We start from the raw sequence: 23,676 nt of genomic DNA, 5'->3' as shown, positions 1-23,676 counted from the left end.
AATTCATTAGTTGCACTCCTGTTCAATGAACATTATAATATCAGAATTGTGCTGTTCTGCAGTGATTCCAACTTTAAGCATCGTCTAACTTCCAGAAGGGGTCTGCAGCGCGAAGTAAAGATCACCCGAAGCTCAACATTTGCAACAATTATCTCATTCACGGCAGGTGGACCATGTTTCAATCCTATCTATTCCCAATCTCATATGCATTCATGTCTTTTCCGGTGGCGGCGCTGGTGTTCACGCTTCCCTTCCTTGTGGTTCAGTACAGGCGGCATGGCTATATCAACAAGATTCGCGCTATCGTCCTGTATCTGCTGCTGCTCTATTTGCTGAACGCTTTCTACCTAATTATGCTTCCGATGCCAGCTTCAAGGCACAACGCAGCGCCTACCGGCAGTATTATTCAGCATATCCCGCTGCAATTCATCCAGGAAATCAGACGGAATTCCAATATCGACCCGGGGAATTTCCTTTCCTATTTCAGTATTTTCCGTCAGCGTGATTTTCTCCTGGCTGCGTTCAACGTGGTGCTGACTGTCCCGTTCGGCTTGTTCTTGGGCTATTATTTCCGGACACGTTGGGTGGTGTGCATCCTGCTCTCCTTTGGCCTCTCCCTGCTCTTCGAGGTAACACAGATTACAGGGATCTACGGATTTTTCGATCATCCTTACCGGATCTTCGATGTTGACGATTTGATCACCAACACGCTGGGGGGAATTTTAGGTTACCGGATCGCGCTCTGGATATCCGCACTGCTGCCGCGTATCGAACAGCTTGACTCCAAGGTGGATCACTCGGCCAAAAGAGTCACGTATACACGCAGAGGCATTGCCTGGATGCTGGACCTGCCCATCTGGATGATACCGTTCCTGACGCTCCAGTCTTGGCAGCTGCAAGGGGCTTACTGGATTACGACAGCTGTATATTTTATTCTGCTGCCCTGCTGCACAGGCGGGCGGACCTTTGGCAAATGGGTTGTGCGCATCCGCATCAGCAGCCGGGACGGCTGCAACCGCTTATGGGGCCTGACCGTAAGATATGTTCTTCAGTACGGGGTTCTCATCGGAGCAAATGTCTTTCTGACTACTCCTTCTCTGCTGACCAGCCTGCCCGGTCCATGGACAGGAATACCGTACACCCTGGTAATGCTTCTGGACTTTATGTTCCTCGTTCACCTCATCATCCGTGTCTTCAAACGAAATCCGCTGCTGGTGTATGAACAGTGGAGCAAGACGCAGAACCAGATTACCTGGCCCCACAAACAACAGACATCGGCAGAGAACCTTGCGGATAATTCCATATAAGCTGAAAGGGAGCCTCATGAAGGCTCCCTTTTCCATGTCTAACACTGGTATAATATAGTAGTTTCAGTTCTTATTCTTATCTATCAGGGGAGAAATGCTTATGGAAAATGTGCAAATCACCAGACCATTGCCAAGAAGCCTGCCGGAAGCGCAAGGGATTTCGTCAACAGCAATTTCTGCTTTTCTGAGGCACATGGAGGAACAGCAATTGGGGCTGCACAGCTTCATGCTGCTGCGTCATGGGGCTGTCGTGGCGGAAGGCTGGTGGTCGCCTTATCGGCCGGAACTGCCGCATTCAATATTTTCACTCAGCAAAAGCTTTACCTCGACAGCTATAGGCCTGGCAGTAGCAGATGGGCTTTTGTCGGTGGAGGACAAGGTGGTTTCCTTTTTTCCCGAAGATGTGCCAGCCGTCATCAGTCCCCATCTGGCTATGATGAATATAAGCCACCTGCTGATGATGGGAACCGGCCATACCGAGGACACCGCTTCGTATATGTTGGATAGCGAGGACGGCAACTGGGCCAGAGCATTCCTGCAGCTTCCGGTCGGGAAGATCCCCGGCACCCATTTTCTCTACAACACCGGTGCCACATATATGCTGTCTGCTATTCTACAAAAAGTAAGCGGTCTCACTTTACTCCAATATCTGGAGTCCCGCTTGTTTGAGCCGCTGGGCATCCGTAATCCAACCTGGGATTCCTGTCCCCGGGGAATCAATATCGGCGGCTATGGATTAAGTATTACTACCGAGGATATTGCAGCATTCGGTCAGCTGTATTTGCAGCAAGGTGTATGGAATAACCGTCAGCTGCTGCCCCGAAAATGGATCGCCGCCGCAACCTCCAGGCAAATTGACAATAATGACGGCAGCCCGGGTGCAAGCAGCAGCGATTGGACCCAGGGATATGGTTACCAATTCTGGAGATGCCGCTCAAATGCATACCGCGGTGACGGAGCTTTTGGCCAATTCTGTATCGTCATGCCGGAACAGGATGCTGTAGTTGCCATAACAAGCGGGAGCAGTGACATGCAGGGTATTATGAACGGGGTATGGAATATTCTGCTTCCCGCCATGAGTTTGAAGCCGCAGGGGGGCATGAGTGATTCCGCTGCTAATGCCGAGCTTGTCCTGCTCCTTGAGCATTTAAGCATACAACCCGTGCTTAAGCAGCAGACTTCAGCACTTGAGGCAGTTTTGAACGGAAAAGCATACCGGCTGGAAGATAATTCGCATAAGCTGGATACCTTAAGGGTTTCATTCGACGCTGAAAAAGCAGTATTAACCTTACAAGGCAAGTTCGGTGAGCAGACAGTCACGCTTGGCCGTGGCGAGTGGTCAGAAAGCTGGGCCAAAATATTGGACCACAAAAAGAATCTGATCATGTCCTACTTCACCTGGACCGCTGAGAATAAACTTAAGATCACAATGCTGTGCGTGGAAACCCCCTTCTGTCTCACCCTTGAAGTTGAAGTTCACGACACCTCCATTGCCGTCAAACAGCAATTCAATGTGTCCATGTCGGCTGAGGATCAGGAAGCCCTATTCGTCGGCCACCTGGTATAGAAAAACGCATTTGCGGAAAAGAACAAAACAGCTACGCGGCCTTTCCATTCCTTCAAGAATCCGGCGGCAATTCCAAGTGGAAAAAAGATCACTCATTTGCCTCATCATACCAATCTCAACAGCCTAAGTTGGAAAAAAGATCACTAATTCAGCTGATTTCGCTCCTGAGCGGGTAAAATGACCCATTTAAGTTCCCTTTTTCCACTTAAATCTCCCATTTGTTGATTTGGAGGGGAAATAAGTTCCCTTTTTCCAACTATTGATTGTTTACTTGCTTCTTCACCAGCTCTAGTCGAAAAAGGCTACCGATTCCGGCTGATTACCGCCCTGCTGGGCAAAGTCGCTGAATTCACGTTCTAAACAATGAAAAAGGACCGTGACCCATATCGGAGCGCACGGTCCTGAATGTTTATCCATTTTAAAGAGAAGATTGCGGTCTGTCCTCAAGCTGCAACACCACCGGGCAATGATCGCTGCCCATTACACTGCATTCCATCCCCGCTATCTCAAGCTGCGGTGCAAGGCGCGATGAGGCCAGAAAGTAGTCAATGCGCCAGCCCACGTTCCGCTCTCTGATCTTCGGCATATAAGACCACCAGGTATAAGCCCCTTCCTGATCGGGATGCAGGTGTCTGAACGAATCAATGAAGCCTGACGCCAAAAGCTCGGTCATCTTTCCCCGCTCTTCATCCGTGAAGCCTGAATTTCCACGGTTAGCCTTGGCATTCTTCAGATCAATCTCCTGATGGGCCACATTCAAATCTCCGCAGACCAGTACGGGCTTGCGTTTGTCCAGTTCCAGCAGATAGCTGCGGAAGCGGTCCTCCCATTCCATTCTGTAATCCAGTCTCGTCAAATCGCGTTTGGCGTTCGGAGTATAGACATTGACCAGATAGAAGTTGGGAAACTCCAGGGTAATGATCCGCCCTTCAGGCTCCGAATCTGTTTCCATTCCGTATCTTACAGAGAGCGGCTTAATTCTAGTAAAAACAGCCGTTCCCGAATACCCTTTTTTCACCGCATAGTTCCAGTACTGTTCATACGTTTCTCCCAGATCCAGAAGAATCTGCCCCTCCTGAAGCTTAGTCTCCTGCACACAAAAAATATCTGCCGCAGCCTCTTTGAAGTAATTCATAAACCCCTTGCTAACGCAGGCTCTCAGGCCGTTCACATTCCAGGACACCAGCTTGGTCATCTTGATTCTCCTTACTATTCACAGAATTATTTCCTAGTGTAACATATTACAAGCTTCCGGATACCTGCCTGTATACTATTAATTTGTGCTAATCTCCTGTGACATTTGTCAAAGCAATCATAGAGTAACCGAATAGAATATTCTATCAAATGAAAAGGAGGTCATTACCATGGCTATCTTGTTACCGCAACAATTCTTCAACCTGGCACCCTCAGTAGGTAAATCCTACTACGAGAATCTGGATGGTATCCTTAACGGGGCTGTAACTGTTAACAATGCATCGGCATTCCCTGTGAATCTTGTCATTTACCGGGTCAATGCGCCAACCGTCACTTATGTTATTCCTGCATTGAACAGTCTCACCATTACCGTTAACGCCTTGCAGGTTGCCGCACTTCTCAGCACGGCTGCCGGTGCAGTTTTCGGTACTATTGAAATTGCAACATCCGATTTCTAAGATAACGCCAGAGTATCCCCCTCATACTCTCTCATTATCATTCCTCCGCTCAAACATCCCCGTCCGCTTGCCGGACGGGGATGTTTTTCTGAATAGATTAATAGGCTTCTAGAATTCATTCTGGGGCATAGGACCCGTGTAGATGGATTGCGGACGGAAAATCCGGTTATTGGCGGCCTGCTCCATTATATGCGCGGTCCAGCCGATGATTCTGCCGGCAGTGAATGTAGGTGTGAAAATATCAGGCGAAAGCTCAAGTGCCTTCAGAATAGCAGCGGCATAAAATTCCACATTGGTGAACAGCCGGCGTCCAGGCTTATATTCTTCAAGAAGTCGGATAGCGGCAGCCTCTACATGCAGTGCCAGATCAAAGGAAGGATCTTTACCAATCATCTCCTGGGTTGCGATCTGAAGCGCTTCTGCCCGCGGATCTTTGGTCTTGTAGATCCGGTGGCCGAAGCCCATGAGCTTGTTTCCGTTCTCCAGAGCATTTCGCAGCCACGGTTCCGCCCGGTCCTTGGTTCCGATAGCCTCCAGCATGGAGATCACCTCATAAGGCGCCCCGCCGTGCAGAGGGCCTTTCATCGCTCCGATCGCTCCGGCGACTGATGCATACATATCCGATTCGGTAGACAGCACCACTCGAGCAGCGAAGGTTGAAGCATTCATCCCGTGCTCCATGCACAAAATCTGATAAGCACTGAGCGCCTTCACATGGGCCTCCGTTGGTTTTTCTCCGGTCAGCATGTATAAGTAATTGGCAGCATGGCCTAGTTCCGGCAGCGGTTCCAGGGGTGTTAAGCCGTTCAGTGTACGGTATCTGTATGCAATAATGGTCGGCAGGATAGCTGCAAGTCTTACCGCCTCCCCTTGTGCCGGCGGCCAAGCAGCATTCCCCTGTTCTCCCAGGGCGGCTACAGTACTTTGCAGCACCAGCATCATCGGAACGGTAGCGGGCAGCAGTTCAATGATCCGCCGGATATACTCAGGCAGCTTACGGGAGGCTGCCATCTCTTCCTTCAACTGCTCCAGCTCTTCCGCTGACGGTAAGTATCCGTTCCACAGCAAAAAGGCCACTTCTTCATAGCAACGTGTCACTGCAAGCTCTTTGGCCCAGTACCCCCGGTATACCAGATAACCCCTTTCCCCGTCTACCAAACCGATGTCGGTTTCTCCTGCAACTACGCCTTCTAATCCGGTCACTTTTGCCATTATTTTTTGCTCCTTTTCCGATTCAACAAGAATTGAACATCATAATAGGAGTATAAACGCCAAATCCAATATTGCATATTTATAGTTTTTTATGAATCCATAAATAATTTTTATTGGATTTAAACCTGCTGTTCCATCAGCATTCTGAGCTTGGCTTCGGTATTGGAATCCCCCGCCGGGGTATAGATGCTGCACCGCAGATCCGTACTGCCGTGAACTTGAAGCGAGGTCAAATGAAACAGCATTTTCCCGGCTTTGGCATGACGGAATTCAAGAACCACATCCGGAGCCGAGCTGACCCGGCTTTCCTCCCACAGCGGATGGAACTCCGGATGCCGGTCCTTCATCTCTGCAATGAAGTCATCATACCAGCGATCCTCCACATACTGGCCGTAATATGCCCGGAATATGGATAGAAATCCTCTGACGAACTGCTGCCAGTTCACGGCGAGGCGCTTGAATTCCTTCCGGACGAACAATAGAGAGATCATATTCCGCTCCTCCTGCGGCAGCATGGCAAAATCCAGAAAAACATGCGCCGCTGCTTCATTCCAGCCCACAATGTTGCAGCGGCGGTCAGAGATAATCGTCGGACAGGTAGTCAGCTCCTGAAGGATCTTCTGCAGGGAAGGGCTGATCACGGAGACCTCCTCCTGCGGATAATCGGCAGGTCCGGCCCCATTCTCCAGTGCCAGGGCAAATAGATAGCTCCGTTCATCTTTGGTCAGCTGCAAAGCGCCGGAAATACAATCCAGTACGTTTGGCGATACCTTTATGTCCCGCCCTTGCTCCAGCCAGGTATACCAGGTATTGCTCACTCCGGCGAGCTGTGCTACCTCTTCTCTGCGCAGACCGGGGGTCCGCCTCCGTGTGCCTTGGGGCAGTCCAGCGGAAGCCGGTGATATCGCCGCCCGCCGTGCCTTCAGAAAATCCGATAATGCCTGAAGCCTTGTTTGGGTAGACATGTTCTATACGCCTCTTTCTGAACCATTGTTTAGAATAGTAGTAATTATACTATGATAAACGACAACTTGTAATAGGATAAATAAAGTGGAAAAATAAACGTATGCACATTTTTAAGGGGGATTATATGATGGAACGTGTAGTGATTACCGGCATGGGCTTAACCTCGCCGCTGGGAAATACAGTTGATCAGTTCTGGAACCGGCTGGCGGCAGGTGAATCGGGGATCTCTCCGATCACCACCTTTGATACCACACATTTCAAAACAAAAATCGCCGGAGCCGTGCAGGATTTCGATCCGGAGGCCCGGTTTGGCCGCAAGGATGCCCGGCGGATGGACCGGTTCAGCCAGTTCGCATTGGCCGCCGCTGAAGACGCCTGGGCCCAATCCGGGCTCCGGCTGGACAAGATCGACCGTGAGCGGTTTGGCGTGTATGTAGGCTCCGGGGTCGGCGGGATTCAGACCTTGATGGAGCAAGGCGATGTGCTGCGCTCACGCGGGCCGGAAAGGATCAGCCCCACACTGATCCCGATGCTCATCTCCAATATGGCAGCAGCGATGATCAGCATCAAGCTGGGAGCGCTCGGCCCCACACTCTCTCCGGTGACTGCCTGTTCCATTGGCAATACGGCCATAGGTGAAGCGTTCCGGCTGATCCGTTACGGCGGTGCCGATGTAATAATTGCCGGAGGCGCTGAAGCGGCAATTACCGAAATTTCGCTGGCCAGCTTCGGAAATGCGACTGCCCTGTCCACCCATAATGATGAGCCGCACAAAGCGAGCCGCCCTTTTGACATGAACCGTGACGGGTTTGTTATCGGGGAAGGCAGCGGAATTGTTATCCTGGAGGCTTTATCCCATGCATTGCGGCGGAATGCCATCATTTACGGCGAGGTGATCGGCTATGGTGCCAGCTCGGATGCCTACCACATGGTGGCTACCCATCCGGAAGGAATTGGAGCTTATCAGGCAATGAAGCTGGCGTTCAAGGAGTCTGGAGTCAATCCGGGTGAAGTGGATATGATCAGCGCCCATGCCACCAGCACCCTTGTTGGCGACCGGTCAGAGACGATGGCAATCAAAAAGCTGTTCGGAGACCAGGCCTACCGAATTCCCGTTACTGCCAATAAATCTATGACCGGACATGCCCTGGGCGGAGCAGGGGGCCTTGAAGCCATTGCCCTGGTTAAGAGTATCCGGGAAGGTATCATCCCTCCTACTATTAATCTGGAGGTGCCGGATGAAGTCTGTGATCTGGATTATGTGCCGAACACCGCCCGCCAGGCAGACATTAACATCGGGATCAGCAATTCCTTTGGCTTCGGCGGCCATAATGCCGTTATTGTGCTGCGGAAGTATACAGAAGGATAATGCTGTAAAAGAGGTCTTACGCTAGTATATAGAGTCTTATATTTGAACAAAACGGGTACGCGTCCTCCACTGGACAGCGAACCCGTTTTGGATTATAGGCTTATTTACTTTACTTCAGCAACCGGCCAACTTTCTGCTTATTTCTTGACCACTGCCGCATGGCTTCCCCAGAGAGAGACACCCTCTGCCGAAACTGCTGTAAATGTCATTACCTGACTGCCGGCGGCTTCATTCCATTCAAGCAGGAATACTCCGTTATACACGGTTCCGTCAATAGTAAGCTCAGCTGTATGATCCCCGGCCAGCTTCCAGGTACCTGTAACCGCGCCTGTAATCTTTCCGTCCACCGTTAACTCAATCGGTTCCGATTCGGCAATGTCGGCTGTAATGTCCTTGCCGTGATTGATGAATACATACCCGCCGCTGATCTCCCCGGCAGTGTACTTCCCGATGATCTCTCCGCTATAGCGGTGTGGTGCGACAACCGGCCAGCCTTGCTTGTTCATGAACATTTGATGCACACGCACCTCATGCTCCTCTCCCCTGCCAGGAAAACGGGTATGGAAGATGAGATAATATTGCCCGCTCTTGGCATCGTAATAAGCCGAATTATGGCCTGGAGAGACATAACCTGCACCGCTTGCCTCCGGTTCTTCCCCTGTATTCACGAATTCGAAGCTGCCCATCAGCTTCACTCCGTATGGAGAGTATACCGGATCATCGAATAGTTTGCCGGGGGTGCCTTGGGCGTCGATCATCGCTTTGCCTTCGGAGTCTTCGAACGGACCATCGGGATTCTTGGAGCGGGCAACACGGATATTATATCCGCCGTTCGCATCCAGCCCCCCATATGAGAGGAACAGATAGTAGTAATCGGTTTCAGGACTGTACAGCATATAAGGGCCTTCAATCCGGGCATGATTGCCACCGAGCAGCTTCTTGCCATAACCTTGACCCGGCAGCGGGAAACCTGTGCCGGAATCCAGTTCCAGTATAAAGATCCCTCCGGAATAGGAGCCGTACACCATCCACAGCTTGCCGTTCTTGTCAAAAAACACATCAGGGTCCACCACATTCGGCTTCACTGTAGCATCATATATTTCTCCGTCATCCCCGGTGCCAGCCATGCCGGATTTGAGAATAATCCCCTTGTTCTTGTATGGCCCTTCAATCTTGTCGGAAACAGCAATCCCCATCGCCGACAGCGGGGAATCTCCCCTGCAGGCGTCATAATACATATAGAACTTACCGTCCGGGAGCTGAATGACATCAGGTGCCCACAGCGTGTCAGACTGGGCCCAGCTAAAAGTTTCGCTTAATTCCTCAGTTACGTTGGGGATCAGCACATTCCCGTCGTCCACACCTGAAGAGAGCTGGGTCCAGGACATCAGATCCTTGGATTTGGCGGAAGCGAGGTGGGAGCCGAACACATAATACGTTTCGTCAACCTTGATTACAGACGGATCATGTACAGAGACATTACTAAATTCCGGAGTTTTGCCGCTGCATGCAGTTATCAGGGATAACGATACCAATGATATAAAAGTTCTCTTTTTCATCCTTCAACCTCCTATGTATACCCTTACATTTTGCTGGGAAAATGTAAAATAGTCAATACTTTTATTTAGATATATTAGTTTTATTTTATGTTTATATAAAGTTATTACCACCCTCAGCCAATCATCATCCTATCGTTACCCGAGTCTAATGCAATCTTCGATTGCATATACGACTACGACAAAAAAGCGCCAAGCCAGTAAACGGCTTGACGCTGATTCCTCTATTATGCACCAGCAGCGTATTAATACTCGCTGGGATTGTTCACCAGTACTGGCTCGGAATATACATTGCTCAGCACACGATGTCTCTTTTTGACCACTTCCGGCGGTTCCACTGCAGGTGCCATCGGGTGCATCAGCCAGGATTTCACCAGATGCGTATCCGAGACCTTGTACATTGGAGGCTCTTTCTCCATGTCGATTTGCATCGCATAAGTACTGCGGAGTGCAAAAGCATCGCCCTTCGGCGGCTTGATCAGATCCGGCGGCGTTCCCGGAATGGCAGTCAGCAGAGAGCCTTTGCTCTCCAGACTTGGCATGGAAGCCAGCAACCCCCATGTATACGGATGTCTAGGGTCATAGAAAATTTCTTCTGCTGTTCCCATTTCAACAATTTGGCCGGCATACATAACTGCTACACGGTCTGCCATTCTGGCCACAACTCCAAGGTCATGGGTAATGAAGATAATCGCGGTGTCGATTTTCTTCTGAATATCCTTCATCAGATCCAGGATTTGCGCCTGAATTGTCACGTCGAGCGCGGTAGTCGGCTCATCGGCAATCAGAAGCTTAGGATTGGCTGCCAGTGCCATGGCGATAACCACACGCTGGCGCATCCCGCCGCTGAACTCATGCGGATACTGCTGGAAGCGCCGCTCCGGTGATGGAATACCCACCAGATTGAGCAGCTCGATAGCCCGTTTGTACGCCGCATCTTTGGAGATTTTTTCATGCTTGAACAACACTTCAGTAATTTGCCTGCCGACCTTCATCATCGGGTTCAGCGAGGTCATCGGATCCTGGAAAATCATCCCGATCTCTTTCCCGCGGATCTTCTGCATTTGCTTCTCATTTTTACCGATCAGATCCTGCCCTTCGAACAGAATCTGTCCGCGTTTGTATTCACCCATCGGCTGGGGAACCAGCTTCATCACAGCCTGCGAAGTTACGCTCTTACCGGAACCGGATTCGCCCACGATCGCCAGTGTTTCCCCTTTATTGACATGAAAGCTTACACCACGGATTGCTTGAACCTCGCCTCCGCGTGTTCTGAATGATATAGCCAGATCTTTTACCTCTAAAAGGCGCTCCATCCTGTCACCCTCTCAATTTCTTTTCAAATGCCGATAATAATTCTCAATACTTAAAAAAACACGCAATAAGTATTATTTTATCTATCTTTGTATCCATACGTCAAGAATTTTCTGAAAACCAGTGCTTCCGCAGCAAGCGTGTTCATACCGGCTTATGGCGTTGCCTGCTCTTCACCAGCCCCCAGACGATTAGGGGAGCCAGCAGCGCCATCAGCAGCAGAGACCAGCAGACATCCGCCCAGCTGACCGTATCGTCATTTAGCAAGCGGTAGAAGGCATACAAGGAGTAAGGGAATGCGACCAGCACTGCAGTTACCACACCTGGTGTATATATTTTCAGAACAATACTTTGTCCCAAATGCGTAAAAACATGCAGCAGGAAGACGGCAAGTACAGCCAAATACAGCCAGTAAAAAGAAAAAAACACAGCAGCACCGGTGACCGCAACCACCAGAATATATACGAACAGCACATCCGCCGCAAAATTCCTAGTTGTCATTCGCAGCATAGAACGGTATGGGTTCCACTTTCCCGCTGAAAGAGCAGCCTCTACTCCCGGGCCATGCTTGATCCCCCAGGACTCTACCGTTAGGATTTCCTCGAAATCATGAAACATAAATAAAATGGGCAGCAGCCATAATAAGCTTGATTGATCGATATGAAGATTCAGCCAGTGGATCACGCTCTTATCCCGTCTCCTTCTATAGCGGTTTGGCACCCGTTCCGGTCCATTTCTGCAATGTACAGGCAAGAAGACCGGCGTCTCCATAGAGAACCGGCCTTCGCCTTAAATAGTTATATTTTTATTGTATCGTTGCCCACAAACGCCTTCAAAGTCTCCTGCAAATTCTCGAAAGCCCAGCGTATATGATTCTCATCTTTATACTGCCGGGAATAGCACTCAATAACCAGGATCAGGTCAAGATACAAGTCATACAACTTGATGCGAAGCTGCTCATTCGGGCTGTCAAACGTGGCCCCGTATCCCGCGAAGAACGCCGGAGAATTCTCAAAGTGCCGGAAGTAGTACTCCATCAGCACATCCCCCCACAGCGCACGTTCCCAGTCAATAATCGAGACAATTGCACCATCTTTGACAAAAATATTTCCATTCCACAGATCCCAGTGAATCAGGCGCGGTTCGGTCACCTCCTCGAGAGCCGGTAAAAATCCCTCAAGGCCCTGCCTGATCTCGTCACAGGAAGCCGGAAGCACGGCACCCAGCCTTTGGCCATCGTCAAGCACGCTATGAATCATCGCGGTGAAGGTCTCGCGCCATGTTTTTGTCGGTGTATCCGGCGACTGTCCAAAAAGACCAAAGCGCTCTCCCTTAATCCCGTTGATCAGGCGCTGGTATTGCCCCACTTCCCGTTCAATGGAGACTCTTACTTCCTCCGGGAGATTATCTTTGACTTCATTATATGGATCGCCTCCCACCTTTTCCATGAAGAAAAAAGGGCTTGGAATCAATCTCAGACTCTCATCAAAGCCGTAAACAGCCGGAACAGGCACCTTACCCGCAGCCAAAACCAGGCGCAGTGCCTCTACCTCGGCGCGCATGATGTCTTTTTCGTAGCTCAGTGTCTCTGTCTCTCCTGCGGGCGCAACCTTCAGTATTACAGATCTGCCGTCAGATAATTCAAGATCATAGGCTGTATTAAAAAAACCGCCCGTCAGCTCCTTGCTGCTGATGATGGCTGTGTCTGTTCCAAATGTACTTGCTGCTAAGGCTCTAAGCTGCTGATCATCCAAATGGACCTTAGTGAAGCTCTCCATGGACTAGACCCACCACATATCAGCGAGCGGTTCCTCAATCAGCACCTGGCGGAGATTATCCACAGCTTTGGAGAACCCTTCTTCGACCGACATCAGCCCGTCCTCATGCTCAATGCTGACCACATAATCGTAGCCGACAAGCCGCAGTGCGCTGATAATATCTGCCCATACCTTTACCTCATGGCCGTAACCCACCGAACGGAACTGCCAGGCACGGTCCAGCATATTGGTGTAGGACTGCATGTCGGTCACTCCGTACATATTCACATTTACCGGATCAATCACCGTATCCTTGGCGTGGAAGTGATGAATCGCGCCTTGGCGTCCAAGGATATGAATCGCCTGCACCGGATCAATACCCTGCCACCACATATGACTCGGATCCAGATTCGCGCCGATCACTTCGCCCGCAGCCTCTCTCAGTCGGAGCAGCGTAGCCGGTGTATGCACCGAGAATCCTCCATGCAGCTCAAGGCCAACTTTCACGTCATGCTGTGCTGCGAATGCGCCCCACTCCGTCCAGTACGGAATCACTTTGTTCTCCCATTGCCATGCCAGAATTTCCTGGTAATCGTTAGGCCAGGGAGCAACCGGCCAGTTCGGGTATTTGGCATCTTCATGGTCGCCAGGGCAGCCGGAGAATGTATTAACTACTGGAACACCAAGCTTCTGCGCCAATTTTACCGAGTTCACAAAATCCTCGTGATCCTTGCGGGCAAGTTCTTTCTGCGGGTGCAGCGGATTGCCGTGGCAGCTCAGGGCACTGATCATCAGGCCGCGTGACTCTACAGCGTGCTTGAACTCCTTCAGTGCTGTCTCATTCTCCAGCAGCAGCTTAGGATCGCAGTGACTGTTGCCGGGGTTGCCCCCTGTGCCGATCTCCACTGCTTTTAGTCCTTTGGAAGCTACATAATCCAGCGCGTCCTCCAGCTTGCGACCGCCGAAAAGCACCATAAATACGCCAAGTTTCATTGATCTGCCGCCTCTCGTTCAAGTTAATAAGTTCATTTCAATACCTATCGAAGTCTTTAATCGTCTGATTGGTTTCCGCTGCCGCAAATATCGCTTCAATCAGCTTCAGCACGCGGAGCACCTCGGGATTTTTGACAATGGGCTCAGCCGTGCCTTCAATAACATCGGCAAAATTAGTATAGAAGCTGGACGACAGCTCTGCCGCTGGAGGCAGAGCTTCGGTTATCGTTGCTCCCTCTGACGGAGGCGCCATGGTTTTGGTCAGACCCACACCGGCGCGGATCGGAGTAGGCTCCAGTTTTTCGCTTTCCTGGTTGCGGGTGACGATTCGTCCCGTTAGAGACCAGTCTTCAATAATTCCTGTGCCTTCCGTCCCCTTGACGTACCATCTTGGCAGGGTAATAAAATTCGTCGTGCCTACTTCAACGATAGCTTTGACGCCATTCTCAAATTGCAGAGTGGCCTCGAAGCCGTCGTCCACTTCATTCCCCAGAACGAAGCTCAAATTGCTGCTTACACTGGTTACCCTGCTGTCAATCATGAACAGCAGCTGATCCAGAAGATGAACGCCCCAGTCCAGCAGCATGCCGCCGCCCTGCGCCTTCATATGCCGCCAGTCGCCGGGAATGCCATTGGCTCCGTGCACTCGCGATTCAAGCTGGAACAACGATCCGATTGTCCCGTGGTCGTACATTTCCTTGATGACCCGGAAGTCTTCATCCCACCGCCGGTTCTGATGAACCATCAGCACACGTCCGGCAGCCTCGGCCGCCTGAGTCATTTCAATGAACTCATCCGAGGACATCGCGACCGGCTTCTCGCAGATCACATGCTTGCCAGCTCTGAACGCAGCAAGAGCAATCTCCTTGTGCACATCGTTAGGCGTTGCAATCAGTATGGTCCCAACCTTCGGATCTGCCAGGACATCTTCATAGCTGGCATAGGCGGTATACCCCGCCGCCTCGGAAGCACTGCGTCGTTCCTCAAGCAGGTCGAATGTTCCGGCCACCTCCAGACGGCCGTTCTCCTCAATCAATTGTGTGTGATAGCTTCCCATTCCGCCATAACCAACGATGACGATCGTATGCTTGTGTGAACTCATGGTCTCCACTCCTGTTTCGATAGATCTGTAAAACTGAACTGAAGATTAATCATACCATCTGTTCGTAACTGAGGTAAGTGGTTGGACATTTCCTTCGTTACTGCAGCCTAAACGCAATTCTCCAGTTCAGTTGTATAACTTTGCCACTTGTTATTTGTCTGAGCTTCCGTCGAAGTACACCGCACGGCCCGTGCGCGCGGATTCATAGATTGCTTCAAGAATTTGTGTAACTACTAAAGCCTGCTCCGGCTTAACCACCGGTTCCTTGTCTTCGCTTACGGCTTCCAGCCATAGGCGGGCTTCGCGATCAGATTCACTCTCGGTACCTCCGCTGTAGAAGGCAACACCGCCGGAGGACAAATCTACTTTGGTTTCGTACAGACGGCCGGCACGTTCTCCGTTCAAACGCAATCCGTCCTTCATATCCGCGCCGCCCTCGGTACCGGCCAGGAGGGTCTGGGCTTCACGAAACTCCGATACATTCAGCGCCCAGCTGGATTCCAGGGAGATTGTAGCCCCATTTTCCATAGTAATGAAGCCAAAGGCAGAATCCTCCACCTTGAATTGTTCCGGGTCCCATGGACCGAAGGCATTCGCTGCGTTTTTCTTCTGTCCCAGCTTGTGGAATGTAGAGCCTACTACCATACGCGGTTTGTAATTATCCATCAGCCACAGTGTAAGATCAAGCGCGTGTGTCCCGATATCGATCAGCGGGCCTCCGCCCTGCTTCTCTTCATCCAGGAATACCCCCCACGTTGGAACTGCACGGCGGCGCAGCGCAATCGCCTTCCCGTAATAGATATCGCCGAGCTCGCCACTCTCGCATAGCCCCTTCAGATATTCACTGTCCGAACGGTAACGGTTCTGGTAAGCAATCGAGAGTTTTTTGCCTGTACGGCGTGCAGCGTCGAGCATTTCCTGAGCCTGTGCCGTTGTTTTGGCCATTGGCTTCTCGCACATTACGTGTTTACCGGCTTCCAGTGCAGCTATCGAAATTACGGAATGGCTGTCATTGGGTGTGCATACGTGTACGATATCAAATCCGCCAGCGGCCAGCATCTCACGGAAATCTGTATATACGACTGCATCCTCCGTACCGTATGTTTTCGCCGCCTCTTGTGCCCGTTCCTCTATGATGTCACAAAAAGCCACCATTTCTGCATGGGTCTGACGGGAAAGGCTTGGCATATGTTTGCCGTTTGCGATACCACCGCAACCGATAATAGCAATTTTGAGTTTGTTAGACATGAACTTTTCCTCCTTGTTTGGCATATGCAGTAATCCATTTCATACTGTCTGCAACACTTTCAAGCGGTGAACGGCTGCAAAAATCCTGTTCCACTACTGCCCACTCCGCTCCCGCTGCATCCGCAGCCTCCAGAATGGCTTCGAGCTTCACTTCCCCTTCACCCAGGACAACGGTCTCAGCCGAGCCGTCTTCACGTTTCTTCATATCCTTCAGATGGATAATCGGCAGGCGCCCGGCGTATTTGTGAATATACTCTACCGGGTCATAACCCGCATAATACACCCAGCAGGTATCCATTTCCACTTGCAGCAGATCCGCAGGCACTTCCTCGAAAATGCCGTCAAAAGCGGTTCGTCCGCCAAATTGCTCTATGAATTCAAAATCATGATTATGATAAGAAAGAACGGCACCACGAGCGCTGCACTGCTCCCCAATCTTCCGCAGATTAGCGGCAACCTCATCCCAATTCCGCTGCTCTTCAGTCAAATATGGCACGATCAGGTTACGGTTACCAATAGACAGATTGAAGCTGATTTCCTGCTCCGTGTCGTTCAGCATCGCATCATATGGACGGTGCGCGCCGAGCGCGGTGAGTCCTGTTTCCTGCAGCAGCGCATTCACTTCCTCTGCGGTCCGGCCAAAAAAGTGGAAAAACTCCACACCGGCATATCCAAGCTCCGCAACCTTGCGGATCGTCCCTTCGAAATCCTGTTCCAGTTCTTCTCTTAGCGTATACAGCTGCAAGCCGATCTTAAGCATGTTCGTCTCACTCCTATTAGGTCTGGATTCACTTACACTTCGATTCCGCTTCATATTGTCCCTGAAGGACCCACATGATGTACCTCACATGAACAAAAGGGCTGCAAGCACCTGGATGTCCAATATCTGCATCCATATCCCTCTGCTTCCGCTGAGATTGCCTATGTAGCTTTCAGAGCCTCTATGAAGCCCCATGTACCTCATTTATATGTTTTTTTGCTCAGGTACATAGTAATATGAAAGCGTATATAATAAAATGAAGAATATGATTAAAACATGAACAATCTGCTTATCATTTTAAATTCACATTATGATGTCCTGGAGGACCTATGACACAAACTGCACCCTGCCATGTATTATCCGCCGGATTTTCCGTCCACCGCAAGCCATTCCATATGTCGGGCGGTGACAGTGTCTATTATTATCTTTTGCGCCTGCAGACTGAAGGCCGCAGCCGGACAATGGTTAACGGCGTTCTGACCACCGTAGAGAGCGGCGACCTGATGCTGTTCGCTCCAAGCGACCCTTATTACCTTAGCATCGACAAAGAGAGTTATCCCGTAGGCAAGCCGCGGATTGAGAGCGGTGATTATCATATCTTTTGCGGGGGACCCTGGATCGAGGAATGGTGGACCCGCAAGCAGCGGCCGCTGGTCCTTCCCATGCCGCTCAGCGACTATTTTCTTGGCCTCTTCCGCCAAATCGTGCTGGAGCAGCGCCGCCTGTCCAACCCCTCGCCGGAAATTTCAGCTTGTTATCTGCAGATATTATGCCTGGAAATTGACCGGCTGATGTCTGAACAGCCTGCAGTTTCACCCAAAGGCTATCTGGCTTACCGTATGAAGCAATATGTAGAGGAGCATGCCGCGTATCCGTTCCGTCTTGAGGATGTGGCCGGACATGTGGATATCAGCGTCTCCCGGGCGGTTCATCTGTTCAAGGAGGCTTTTGGCACCACCATTGTCAAGTATGTCAACGACGTCAGGCTGGATATGGCCCGGGAGCGGATTACCTTCAGCCCCATGCCGCTGGAGCATGTCTCCGAAACCTGCGGTTTCGCCAACTACACTTATTTTCACCGCTTGTTCCGGAGCCGGTTCGGAATGTCCCCCAAGCAGTACCGCGCCTACAGCCGCCAAGCAGAAACGGCCTCGCTGCCGTAAGGGGGAATACAACCCTCTGTGCTTAGACTGCCCAATATAAGGTATTTTTACCTTTGATTTCACTCTGCTGCGCCTACACCGCACAATCAAAGGTATTTTTACCTCTGATTTCATTCTGCTGTGCCTACACCGCCCAATCAAAGGTATTTATACCTTTGATTCTGCCCTTCGAGAATCTTACTAACTGAGGAGCCGGCATTTGCTCCCCTGGACAAGCAAAAGGAGCGCCATCCTGAAAGATCCGCTCCTTGTGTTTGACCTTATTCAGTTTTTGCTGCTTGCTCGGGGTAACCCGGACATGCTGGGAGATGGCTCCGTAATGATCATTGAGTCTGCGGTTTCGTTCCGCGCACCAGGTGCCTGAGCGTTCTGCCTTGAGCAGAGCCTTTTGGGTTTTTGTGCGTGCCATAGGGGCTACACTCCTCATTTGTTAATTAGATCAGCATTCCTTTTTTTGAACGTGCTGATATTTTAATTTTAACATAATCTGATGTGAATTACCCGGTAAAGTTGATTATAATCGTCCCGCCTAACGGTGTACGCTTGCACAAGCAGCTGCGGGTACAGTATCCTTGATGGGTACAAGCATCCCCTTCAAAAGGAAGGTTCCATGTAACATTGCGATCGTCCGGGAATTTTTTTTATGCGGCTCCACCAGGCCGGGAGAGCCTGTAACTGTAACTTATGAATGCGGAGGGAAACCCATGAAATACGACGTATTATACGAAGGTGCTTTTGCCATGCTTAAGGTCCATTTGAATCCGGGTGAAAGTGTAAAAGCAGAGATGGGAGCTATGGTCGCCATGTCGCCGGGTGTGGAGCTCCGGGGAACCGTTGACGGCGGCCTGATGCGGGGGCTGGGCAGAATGCTCAGCGGCGAGAAATTTTTCTTCCAGGAGCTGACGGCAACGCGGGGACAAAGTGAAGTGCTGCTCTCTCCCGGCGCCATCGGTGACATTCAGGCCATTGAGCTTGACGGATCGTACAAGCTGTATGTGCAGAAGGACGGCTTCCTCGCCGGAACCCATGGCATTCAGGTCAACACAAAGATGCAGAATCTGACGCGCGGACTGTTCTCCGGGGAAGGATTTTTCATTATTGAGATCAGCGGCAGCGGCACCGTGTTCCTCTCATCGTTCGGGGCTATTCATGCAATCAATCTGGAACCAGGCGAAGAAATGATCATCGACAACGGGCATCTGGTGGCTTGGCCGGATTATATGGATTACAAGGTGGAAAAAGCCGCCTCAGGCTGGCTGAACAGCTTGACGAGCGGAGAAGCGCTGGTCTGCCGGTTCCGCGGCGAGGGCGTAGTGCTGGTGCAATCCCGCAATCCGGGCAGCTTCGGAACATGGATCAAATCCTTTGTTCCTTCCAGACCCTAGACCTGATAAAAACGGCATTCCAGAGCACAGTTGCTGACTCTTGAAATGCCGTTTTATGGTGTGTACATGCTGCTGTCTACATTCTCCGCCTTTTATCCAAAAGCGTCATGCCTGCAGCTGCTTTAGGAGACAGCCTGGCATGACTTTTCCCCTTTGCAGCCGTTCCGCTTGCATGAATTGTAGGTGCCTTTGAAATCCAGCCGGTGATCGGTGACGTTGAAGCCGTATTCCCGTTCCAGCCGCAGCTCCAGCTCAAGGAGCCAATCGTCCTTGATTTCCTCCAGCCTGCCGCACACATTGCATATGAGGTGATGGTGCATATGGGCATGATCATCCCCCCGCAAATCATAGCGGGCTACGCCATCCCCAAAATTCATCTTCTCTACAATATGAAGCTCACACAGCAATTCCAGGGTACGGTATACCGTCGCAAGTCCAAGATGCGGGTAACTGTTCTTCACCAGCATGTATACCTCTTCCACACTTAAATGATCCTTCTCATTATCAAGCAGGACTCTGACGATGGCCTCGCGTTGTGGCGTTAATTTATAATGATGCGCAGCAAACTGCTGACTGATATTAGCAATCGGGTTCACTTGTAGTCTCCCACCTTTCCGGAAGCGCAATCTGAGATAATAATTAGTAATCGTTACGAAATAAGCATAACAAAAATATCCACCAAAGAAAAGAGCCTGACACCATTATAACATTCCCCGTCGAAAATCCGCACTAACCTTTGAAAGTATCCAAACTTCCCCTCCGCACTTCTTCCCTTTTATGAATTCTTTATGTTCAACTTATATAGGAATTAACATGTTCCGCGATCTGATCGGCATGGATATTTTAAAGTCAGCAGCGATTGAAGAGAACGGGGTGGCCCTGCTGTTCACAACCAGGTTCAGGAAATACCCGTAGCGCAATGTGCTGTTTCAAGAACCAATGCAAGGGTTAAACTTTCTTAGATATGAAAATCAATTGCCTGCAACCTTTCCATATTCTGAGTCGTCTGAGGTGTTGAACATGGCTAAGCAGCCTGAATCCTACAGACAAAGGTGGAAATACAATGAACTTCAAAAAATGCGCATTTGCAGCGATTACCAGCGTATCGCTTCTTACTTTTTCGCTTGCCGGACCCATCTTTGCCGCGGACAGCAGCTTCAAGGATATCAACAACGTAACCGGCAAAGACAAAATTAATTCCCTGAAGGAGCAAGGATTGATCAAAGGCATCTCCGACACCCAGTTCCTTCCCGGCTCCAAAGTAACAACCGCTCAGGGAGTTCAGTTTATCGCCGGAGGTCTTCAATTGAGCCTGGCGGCTATCGACTTCAACAAGGCTCCACTCGCCAGCGGCACCTTTAGCAAAGTGAAAGACAATGCCTGGTATGCGGAAGCTTTTGTCAACGCTCATTACAACGGGATTGAAATCGCTGCGGATATTGATCCCTCGAAGCCAATGACCAAGGAATTATTCACCAACCTGCTGGTCCAGGGCATAGAAAAGGTCGGCAATCTGCCGATGATCAATATTGTCCCAGCAGATATTGCCGACGCTGACGCCTTGGAGCCTTCTTTCCAGGGCAGCATTCAGCGCTCGCTGAAATACAACATCAACGCTCTGGATGCAAACGGCAATTTCAATCCAAAAAAAGAAATCACCCGCGCCGAAGCGGCCGTTATGCTCTACAACGCACTAGATTACCTGAAATCCAAAACAGATACCGCGCCACAGAGCTAAACAAGGTTCTGCATTCCACACCCGCTTCCCTGGGGATGGAATGACGGATGGGCAATTCAAAAAGGCAGTTCCGGATTCCCCCGGACTGCCTTTTTGATGTTCCCTATTGATCAGAGTACTGTTATTTGCTCGTGCGGGCCGGACTATATCTCCTCGCCGCTAATCCGGTTCAGGAACTGCAGCGCGCGCGGGTTGGTTGTATGCTCCAGCACCTGCTCCGGCCTGCCCTGCTCCAGAATCACACCGCCATCCATCAAAATAATCTGATCCGCCACATCCGCAGCGAATTTCATCTCATGGGTGACGATGACCATAGTCATGCCTTCCGAAGCAAGCTGCTTGATCACCTTCAGCACCTCGCCTACCAGCTCCGGATCAAGCGCCGAGGTCGGCTCATCGAACAGCAGCACCTCCGGCTCCACGGCCATCGCCCGCGCTATGGCTACGCGCTGCTGCTGGCCGCCGGATAATTGATGCGGATAGGCATCCGCTTTATCGGCAAGGCCAACCTTTGTCAGCAGTTCAACGGCCCGCTTGCGCGCCTCCTCTTTTGAGCGTTTTTGAACGGTAACCTGGCCCTCCATCACGTTGCCCAGAGCCGTCATATGCGGGAAGAGGTTGTAAGACTGGAAGACCATCCCGGTCCGCTGGCGCAGTGCCAGCACAGAACGCTGCGGGATTTTGCCTCCCGCTGTGAATTCCAGCTTCATGTCGCCCAGTGTCAGGCTCCCTCTGTCAGGTTGTTCCAGGAGATTGAAGCAGCGCAGCAGGGTTGTTTTACCGGAGCCTGAAGGACCGATAATAACCAGTACCTTGCCGGGCTCCACGGTAAGACTGACACCCTTCAGCACCTGGAGGGGCCCAAAGGATTTATGCAAATCACGAATTTCAATCACAGGTACTCCTCCTTTATCTTGCCGAGTAACGGTCGAGCCGCTTCTCCAGGTAATTTTGCAGAACTGACAGCACGGAACAGAACAGCAGGTAGAACAAGGCGGCTTCACTATAGAGCAGCAGCGGTTCATAGGAGGTTGCCGTAATCTGCTGGGCTGTTTTGAAAATTTCTACGTAAGTAATCGTCGCGGCAAGTGAGGTGTCTTTGACCAGGCTGATAAAAGAGTTCGACAGAGGCGGAACCGAAACACGTGCTGCCTGGGGGAGAATGACTCTCCGCAGCGCCTGTGCCCGGGTCATCCCTACGGAGAATGCAGCTTCCCACTGGCCTTTATGTATGGACAGAATTGCAGCCCGCACAATCTCGGAGGAATAAGCCCCTACACTGAGCGTGAACCCGATGGTCGCAGCTATAAAAGGATCAAGGATAATGCCCACCGCCGGCAGCCCGTAGAAAATAATAAACAGCTGTACTAGCAAAGGCGTTCCGCGGATAATCCAGACGTAGAAGCGGGCGATCAGCTTCGGTAAAGTCCAAGGCGAGAGCCGGATAAGTGCGGTACAAATAGCCAGCAGCAGTCCCAGAATAAAGGAAACTACGGCGAGCGGAATGGTAAAAGCCACCCCGGCTTTGAGCAGGGGCAGCAGGGAATCAAGGAAAATTTGTATTTTACGGTCATCCATTGATCAGACATCCTTTTCGGAGTCCGGGCGGCCGGAGCCGCCTGGTCCATCCGTTATTATTTGGAAACGTCAGCACCGAAGTATTTCTCGGAAATCTTCAGGTACGTGCCGTCGCTTTTCATTGCTGTCAACGCTTCGCTCACTGCCGCTACCAGCTCATCGTTGCCCTTGAGGAAGACAGCAGCGCTCTGGGAACCCTCGGGGATTTCGTCGACAACTTTAATCTTAACATCCGGCTTCTGCTTCTTCAGATCCAGGTAGGACAGTCCGTCATTCACGGTTGCATCAATCCGGCCGGAGGTCAACAGGTCAATCGCCTGGTTGAATCCGTCGGTAACCACAATCTCCGCACCGTTCTCGCGGGCGATATCGGACAGATTACTGGTAAGAGACTGGCCGGCTTTTTTGCCTTTCAGGTCAGCAAAAGTCTTAATATCTTCATTCTTCTCACCAACGATCAATACCGCCTTGGAGACAATGTACGGATCGGAGAAATCATATTTCACCTTACGCTCATCCGTAATCGAAACTTCATTGAAAATAACATCAAAGCGCTTGGCATCCATCCCGGCAAAAATGCCGTCCCATTGGGTTTCAAAAAATTCCGCTTTTACTCCCAGCCGCTTGGCCACCTCTTCAGCGATTTCCACATCAAATCCGGTAAGTTTGCCAGAGGCATCATGGAAAGTAAACGGTGCATAGGTGCCCTCAGTTCCGATACGGAGCTTGCCGCTTGCTTTGACCGCATCAAGACTGTTCTGTGCCGCAGGAGCTGAAGCTTCTGCAGCCGGAGCCGCAGAGGATTTGGCAGCTGTATTATTTCCTGCCGTATTTTTGGTATTATTGCCGCATGCCGCTACCAGTACCACCGTAAGCAGCATCAGGATAGTCAGACTTAGTTTTTTCATAATAGTTAACCCCTCTCATCATCTCTGTATATTCCGGCTTTCCCGGCAAGTTGAATAGTAACACCGGCGTGTCAGCGGAGTCAAGAACTTTTCCGATTATA

General features: G+C 50.8%; 23 protein-coding genes. 7 read left to right on the top strand and 16 right to left on the bottom strand.

The window, feature by feature from the left end; genetic code table 11:
* The first annotated feature begins 173 nt into the window (after positions 1 to 173).
* Positions 174 to 1,307 (top strand): VanZ family protein, encoded by a 1,134-nt coding sequence (locus PGRAT_RS13525; protein WP_025704200.1) that lies wholly within the window; start codon positions 174 to 176, stop codon positions 1,305 to 1,307.
* Positions 1,308 to 1,407: 100 nt separating this feature from the next.
* Complete coding sequence (locus PGRAT_RS13520; RefSeq protein ID WP_025704199.1) at positions 1,408 to 2,874, top strand: serine hydrolase domain-containing protein; 1,467 nt, start codon at positions 1,408 to 1,410, stop codon at positions 2,872 to 2,874.
* 418 nt (positions 2,875 to 3,292) lie between these two features.
* On the opposite strand, the gene PGRAT_RS13515 is transcribed toward PGRAT_RS13520, so the two are convergent.
* Positions 3,293 to 4,069, bottom strand: a complete 777-nt coding sequence (locus PGRAT_RS13515) for an exodeoxyribonuclease III (RefSeq protein ID WP_025704198.1) — start codon at positions 4,067 to 4,069, stop codon at positions 3,293 to 3,295.
* Between the two features lie 169 nt (positions 4,070 to 4,238).
* Here PGRAT_RS13515 and PGRAT_RS13510 point away from each other — a divergent pair, with 169 nt between their 5' ends.
* Entirely contained in the window at positions 4,239 to 4,526 is a 288-nt protein-coding gene (locus PGRAT_RS13510) for a hypothetical protein (RefSeq protein WP_025704197.1), read from the top strand.
* Between the two features lie 108 nt (positions 4,527 to 4,634).
* Here PGRAT_RS13510 and PGRAT_RS13505 read toward each other — a convergent pair whose 3' ends face one another.
* Together PGRAT_RS13505 and PGRAT_RS13500 are read right to left on the bottom strand one after the other, a co-directional pair.
* Positions 4,635 to 5,738, bottom strand: coding sequence for a citrate synthase/methylcitrate synthase (locus PGRAT_RS13505; RefSeq protein ID WP_025704196.1), 1,104 nt, complete (start codon positions 5,736 to 5,738; stop codon positions 4,635 to 4,637).
* 119 nt (positions 5,739 to 5,857) lie between these two features.
* The gene (locus PGRAT_RS13500) at positions 5,858 to 6,703 is read right to left on the bottom strand and encodes a helix-turn-helix transcriptional regulator (protein WP_025704195.1); all 846 of its coding nucleotides are present in this window, start codon (positions 6,701 to 6,703) and stop codon (positions 5,858 to 5,860) included.
* 128 nt (positions 6,704 to 6,831) lie between these two features.
* Between PGRAT_RS13500 and fabF the strand changes: the two genes are divergently transcribed.
* Positions 6,832 to 8,073: a beta-ketoacyl-ACP synthase II gene (fabF, locus tag PGRAT_RS13495; protein WP_025704194.1), complete on the top strand. Its 1,242-nt coding sequence runs from the start codon at positions 6,832 to 6,834 to the stop codon at positions 8,071 to 8,073.
* A 137-nt stretch (positions 8,074 to 8,210) separates the two neighbouring features.
* On the opposite strand, the gene abnB is transcribed toward fabF, so the two are convergent.
* The 8 genes from abnB to PGRAT_RS13455 form a co-directional block, all read right to left on the bottom strand.
* Positions 8,211 to 9,632: an arabinan endo-1,5-alpha-L-arabinosidase AbnB gene (abnB, locus tag PGRAT_RS13490; RefSeq protein WP_025704193.1), complete on the bottom strand. Its 1,422-nt coding sequence runs from the start codon at positions 9,630 to 9,632 to the stop codon at positions 8,211 to 8,213.
* A 242-nt stretch (positions 9,633 to 9,874) separates the two neighbouring features.
* Positions 9,875 to 10,945, bottom strand: coding sequence for an ABC transporter ATP-binding protein (locus tag PGRAT_RS13485; RefSeq protein WP_025704192.1), 1,071 nt, complete (start codon positions 10,943 to 10,945; stop codon positions 9,875 to 9,877).
* Between the two features lie 142 nt (positions 10,946 to 11,087).
* Entirely contained in the window at positions 11,088 to 11,627 is a 540-nt protein-coding gene (locus tag PGRAT_RS13480; protein WP_025704191.1) for an HXXEE domain-containing protein, read from the bottom strand.
* Positions 11,628 to 11,740: 113 nt separating this feature from the next.
* Positions 11,741 to 12,721, bottom strand: coding sequence for a phosphotransferase family protein (locus PGRAT_RS13475; protein WP_025704190.1), 981 nt, complete (start codon positions 12,719 to 12,721; stop codon positions 11,741 to 11,743).
* A 3-nt stretch (positions 12,722 to 12,724) separates the two neighbouring features.
* The gene (locus PGRAT_RS13470; RefSeq protein ID WP_025704189.1) at positions 12,725 to 13,693 is read right to left on the bottom strand and encodes a sugar phosphate isomerase/epimerase family protein; all 969 of its coding nucleotides are present in this window, start codon (positions 13,691 to 13,693) and stop codon (positions 12,725 to 12,727) included.
* 37 nt (positions 13,694 to 13,730) lie between these two features.
* Complete coding sequence (locus PGRAT_RS13465) at positions 13,731 to 14,795, bottom strand: Gfo/Idh/MocA family protein (protein ID WP_025704188.1); 1,065 nt, start codon at positions 14,793 to 14,795, stop codon at positions 13,731 to 13,733.
* A gap of 150 nt (positions 14,796 to 14,945) precedes the next feature.
* The gene (locus tag PGRAT_RS13460; protein WP_042266738.1) at positions 14,946 to 16,043 is read right to left on the bottom strand and encodes a Gfo/Idh/MocA family protein; all 1,098 of its coding nucleotides are present in this window, start codon (positions 16,041 to 16,043) and stop codon (positions 14,946 to 14,948) included.
* Positions 16,036 to 16,803: a sugar phosphate isomerase/epimerase family protein gene (locus PGRAT_RS13455; protein ID WP_025703301.1), complete on the bottom strand. Its 768-nt coding sequence runs from the start codon at positions 16,801 to 16,803 to the stop codon at positions 16,036 to 16,038. Before PGRAT_RS13455 ends, PGRAT_RS13460 begins: the two co-directional genes overlap by 8 nt.
* A 329-nt stretch (positions 16,804 to 17,132) precedes the next feature.
* Here PGRAT_RS13455 and PGRAT_RS13450 point away from each other — a divergent pair, with 329 nt between their 5' ends.
* Entirely contained in the window at positions 17,133 to 17,966 is an 834-nt protein-coding gene (locus PGRAT_RS13450; RefSeq protein ID WP_025703300.1) for an AraC family transcriptional regulator, read from the top strand.
* A gap of 124 nt (positions 17,967 to 18,090) precedes the next feature.
* Here the strand turns inward: PGRAT_RS13450 and PGRAT_RS13445 are convergent, their stop codons facing one another.
* Positions 18,091 to 18,375 (bottom strand): hypothetical protein, encoded by a 285-nt coding sequence (locus PGRAT_RS13445; protein WP_025703299.1) that lies wholly within the window; start codon positions 18,373 to 18,375, stop codon positions 18,091 to 18,093.
* A 295-nt stretch (positions 18,376 to 18,670) separates the two neighbouring features.
* Between PGRAT_RS13445 and PGRAT_RS13440 the strand changes: the two genes are divergently transcribed.
* Positions 18,671 to 19,351, top strand: a complete 681-nt coding sequence (locus tag PGRAT_RS13440; RefSeq protein WP_025703298.1) for a TIGR00266 family protein — start codon at positions 18,671 to 18,673, stop codon at positions 19,349 to 19,351.
* Between the two features lie 122 nt (positions 19,352 to 19,473).
* Here PGRAT_RS13440 and PGRAT_RS13435 read toward each other — a convergent pair whose 3' ends face one another.
* Complete coding sequence (locus PGRAT_RS13435; protein WP_025703297.1) at positions 19,474 to 19,947, bottom strand: Fur family transcriptional regulator; 474 nt, start codon at positions 19,945 to 19,947, stop codon at positions 19,474 to 19,476.
* 467 nt (positions 19,948 to 20,414) lie between these two features.
* Between PGRAT_RS13435 and PGRAT_RS13430 the strand changes: the two genes are divergently transcribed.
* Positions 20,415 to 21,089, top strand: coding sequence for an S-layer homology domain-containing protein (locus PGRAT_RS13430; protein ID WP_025703296.1), 675 nt, complete (start codon positions 20,415 to 20,417; stop codon positions 21,087 to 21,089).
* A 143-nt stretch (positions 21,090 to 21,232) separates the two neighbouring features.
* On the opposite strand, the gene PGRAT_RS13425 is transcribed toward PGRAT_RS13430, so the two are convergent.
* The 3 genes from PGRAT_RS13425 to PGRAT_RS13415 are packed head-to-tail and all read right to left on the bottom strand — an operon-like array spanning position 21,233 to position 23,575.
* Complete coding sequence (locus PGRAT_RS13425; RefSeq protein WP_025703295.1) at positions 21,233 to 21,985, bottom strand: amino acid ABC transporter ATP-binding protein; 753 nt, start codon at positions 21,983 to 21,985, stop codon at positions 21,233 to 21,235.
* A 13-nt stretch (positions 21,986 to 21,998) separates the two neighbouring features.
* Entirely contained in the window at positions 21,999 to 22,667 is a 669-nt protein-coding gene (locus tag PGRAT_RS13420) for an amino acid ABC transporter permease (RefSeq protein WP_025703294.1), read from the bottom strand.
* 56 nt (positions 22,668 to 22,723) lie between these two features.
* Entirely contained in the window at positions 22,724 to 23,575 is an 852-nt protein-coding gene (locus tag PGRAT_RS13415) for an amino acid ABC transporter substrate-binding protein (RefSeq protein WP_025703293.1), read from the bottom strand.
* Positions 23,576 to 23,676 lie beyond the last annotated feature (101 nt).

The sequence above is a fragment of the Paenibacillus graminis genome (assembly GCF_000758705.1).
Lineage (GTDB): Bacteria > Bacillota > Bacilli > Paenibacillales > Paenibacillaceae > Paenibacillus_AQ > Paenibacillus_AQ graminis.
Note: the sequence above shows the minus strand (reverse complement) of the source record. Positions and strands in the feature narration are given on the sequence as shown.

Bases quoted from the DNA above. Each gene is read 5' to 3' on its own strand.
- fabF (WP_025704194.1), top strand. From the start codon at position 6,832: ATGGAACGTGTAGTGATTACCGGCATGGGCTTAACCTCGCCGCTGGGA.
- PGRAT_RS13505 (WP_025704196.1), bottom strand. From the start codon at position 5,738: ATGGCAAAAGTGACCGGATTAGAAGGCGTAGTTGCAGGAGAAACCGAC.
- PGRAT_RS13460 (WP_042266738.1), bottom strand. From the start codon at position 16,043: ATGTCTAACAAACTCAAAATTGCTATTATCGGTTGCGGTGGTATCGCA.
- PGRAT_RS13445 (WP_025703299.1), bottom strand. From the start codon at position 18,375: ATGGCACGCACAAAAACCCAAAAGGCTCTGCTCAAGGCAGAACGCTCA.
- PGRAT_RS13415 (WP_025703293.1), bottom strand. From the start codon at position 23,575: ATGAAAAAACTAAGTCTGACTATCCTGATGCTGCTTACGGTGGTACTG.
- PGRAT_RS13525 (WP_025704200.1), top strand. From the start codon at position 174: ATGTTTCAATCCTATCTATTCCCAATCTCATATGCATTCATGTCTTTT.
- PGRAT_RS13475 (WP_025704190.1), bottom strand. From the start codon at position 12,721: ATGGAGAGCTTCACTAAGGTCCATTTGGATGATCAGCAGCTTAGAGCC.
- PGRAT_RS13455 (WP_025703301.1), bottom strand. From the start codon at position 16,803: ATGCTTAAGATCGGCTTGCAGCTGTATACGCTAAGAGAAGAACTGGAA.
- PGRAT_RS13510 (WP_025704197.1), top strand. From the start codon at position 4,239: ATGGCTATCTTGTTACCGCAACAATTCTTCAACCTGGCACCCTCAGTA.
- PGRAT_RS13450 (WP_025703300.1), top strand. From the start codon at position 17,133: ATGACACAAACTGCACCCTGCCATGTATTATCCGCCGGATTTTCCGTC.
- PGRAT_RS13520 (WP_025704199.1), top strand. From the start codon at position 1,408: ATGGAAAATGTGCAAATCACCAGACCATTGCCAAGAAGCCTGCCGGAA.
- PGRAT_RS13500 (WP_025704195.1), bottom strand. From the start codon at position 6,703: ATGTCTACCCAAACAAGGCTTCAGGCATTATCGGATTTTCTGAAGGCA.
- PGRAT_RS13465 (WP_025704188.1), bottom strand. From the start codon at position 14,795: ATGAGTTCACACAAGCATACGATCGTCATCGTTGGTTATGGCGGAATG.
- PGRAT_RS13485 (WP_025704192.1), bottom strand. From the start codon at position 10,945: ATGGAGCGCCTTTTAGAGGTAAAAGATCTGGCTATATCATTCAGAACA.
- PGRAT_RS13430 (WP_025703296.1), top strand. From the start codon at position 20,415: ATGAACTTCAAAAAATGCGCATTTGCAGCGATTACCAGCGTATCGCTT.
- PGRAT_RS13440 (WP_025703298.1), top strand. From the start codon at position 18,671: ATGAAATACGACGTATTATACGAAGGTGCTTTTGCCATGCTTAAGGTC.
- PGRAT_RS13470 (WP_025704189.1), bottom strand. From the start codon at position 13,693: ATGAAACTTGGCGTATTTATGGTGCTTTTCGGCGGTCGCAAGCTGGAG.
- PGRAT_RS13515 (WP_025704198.1), bottom strand. From the start codon at position 4,069: ATGACCAAGCTGGTGTCCTGGAATGTGAACGGCCTGAGAGCCTGCGTT.
- abnB (WP_025704193.1), bottom strand. From the start codon at position 9,632: ATGAAAAAGAGAACTTTTATATCATTGGTATCGTTATCCCTGATAACT.
- PGRAT_RS13420 (WP_025703294.1), bottom strand. From the start codon at position 22,667: ATGGATGACCGTAAAATACAAATTTTCCTTGATTCCCTGCTGCCCCTG.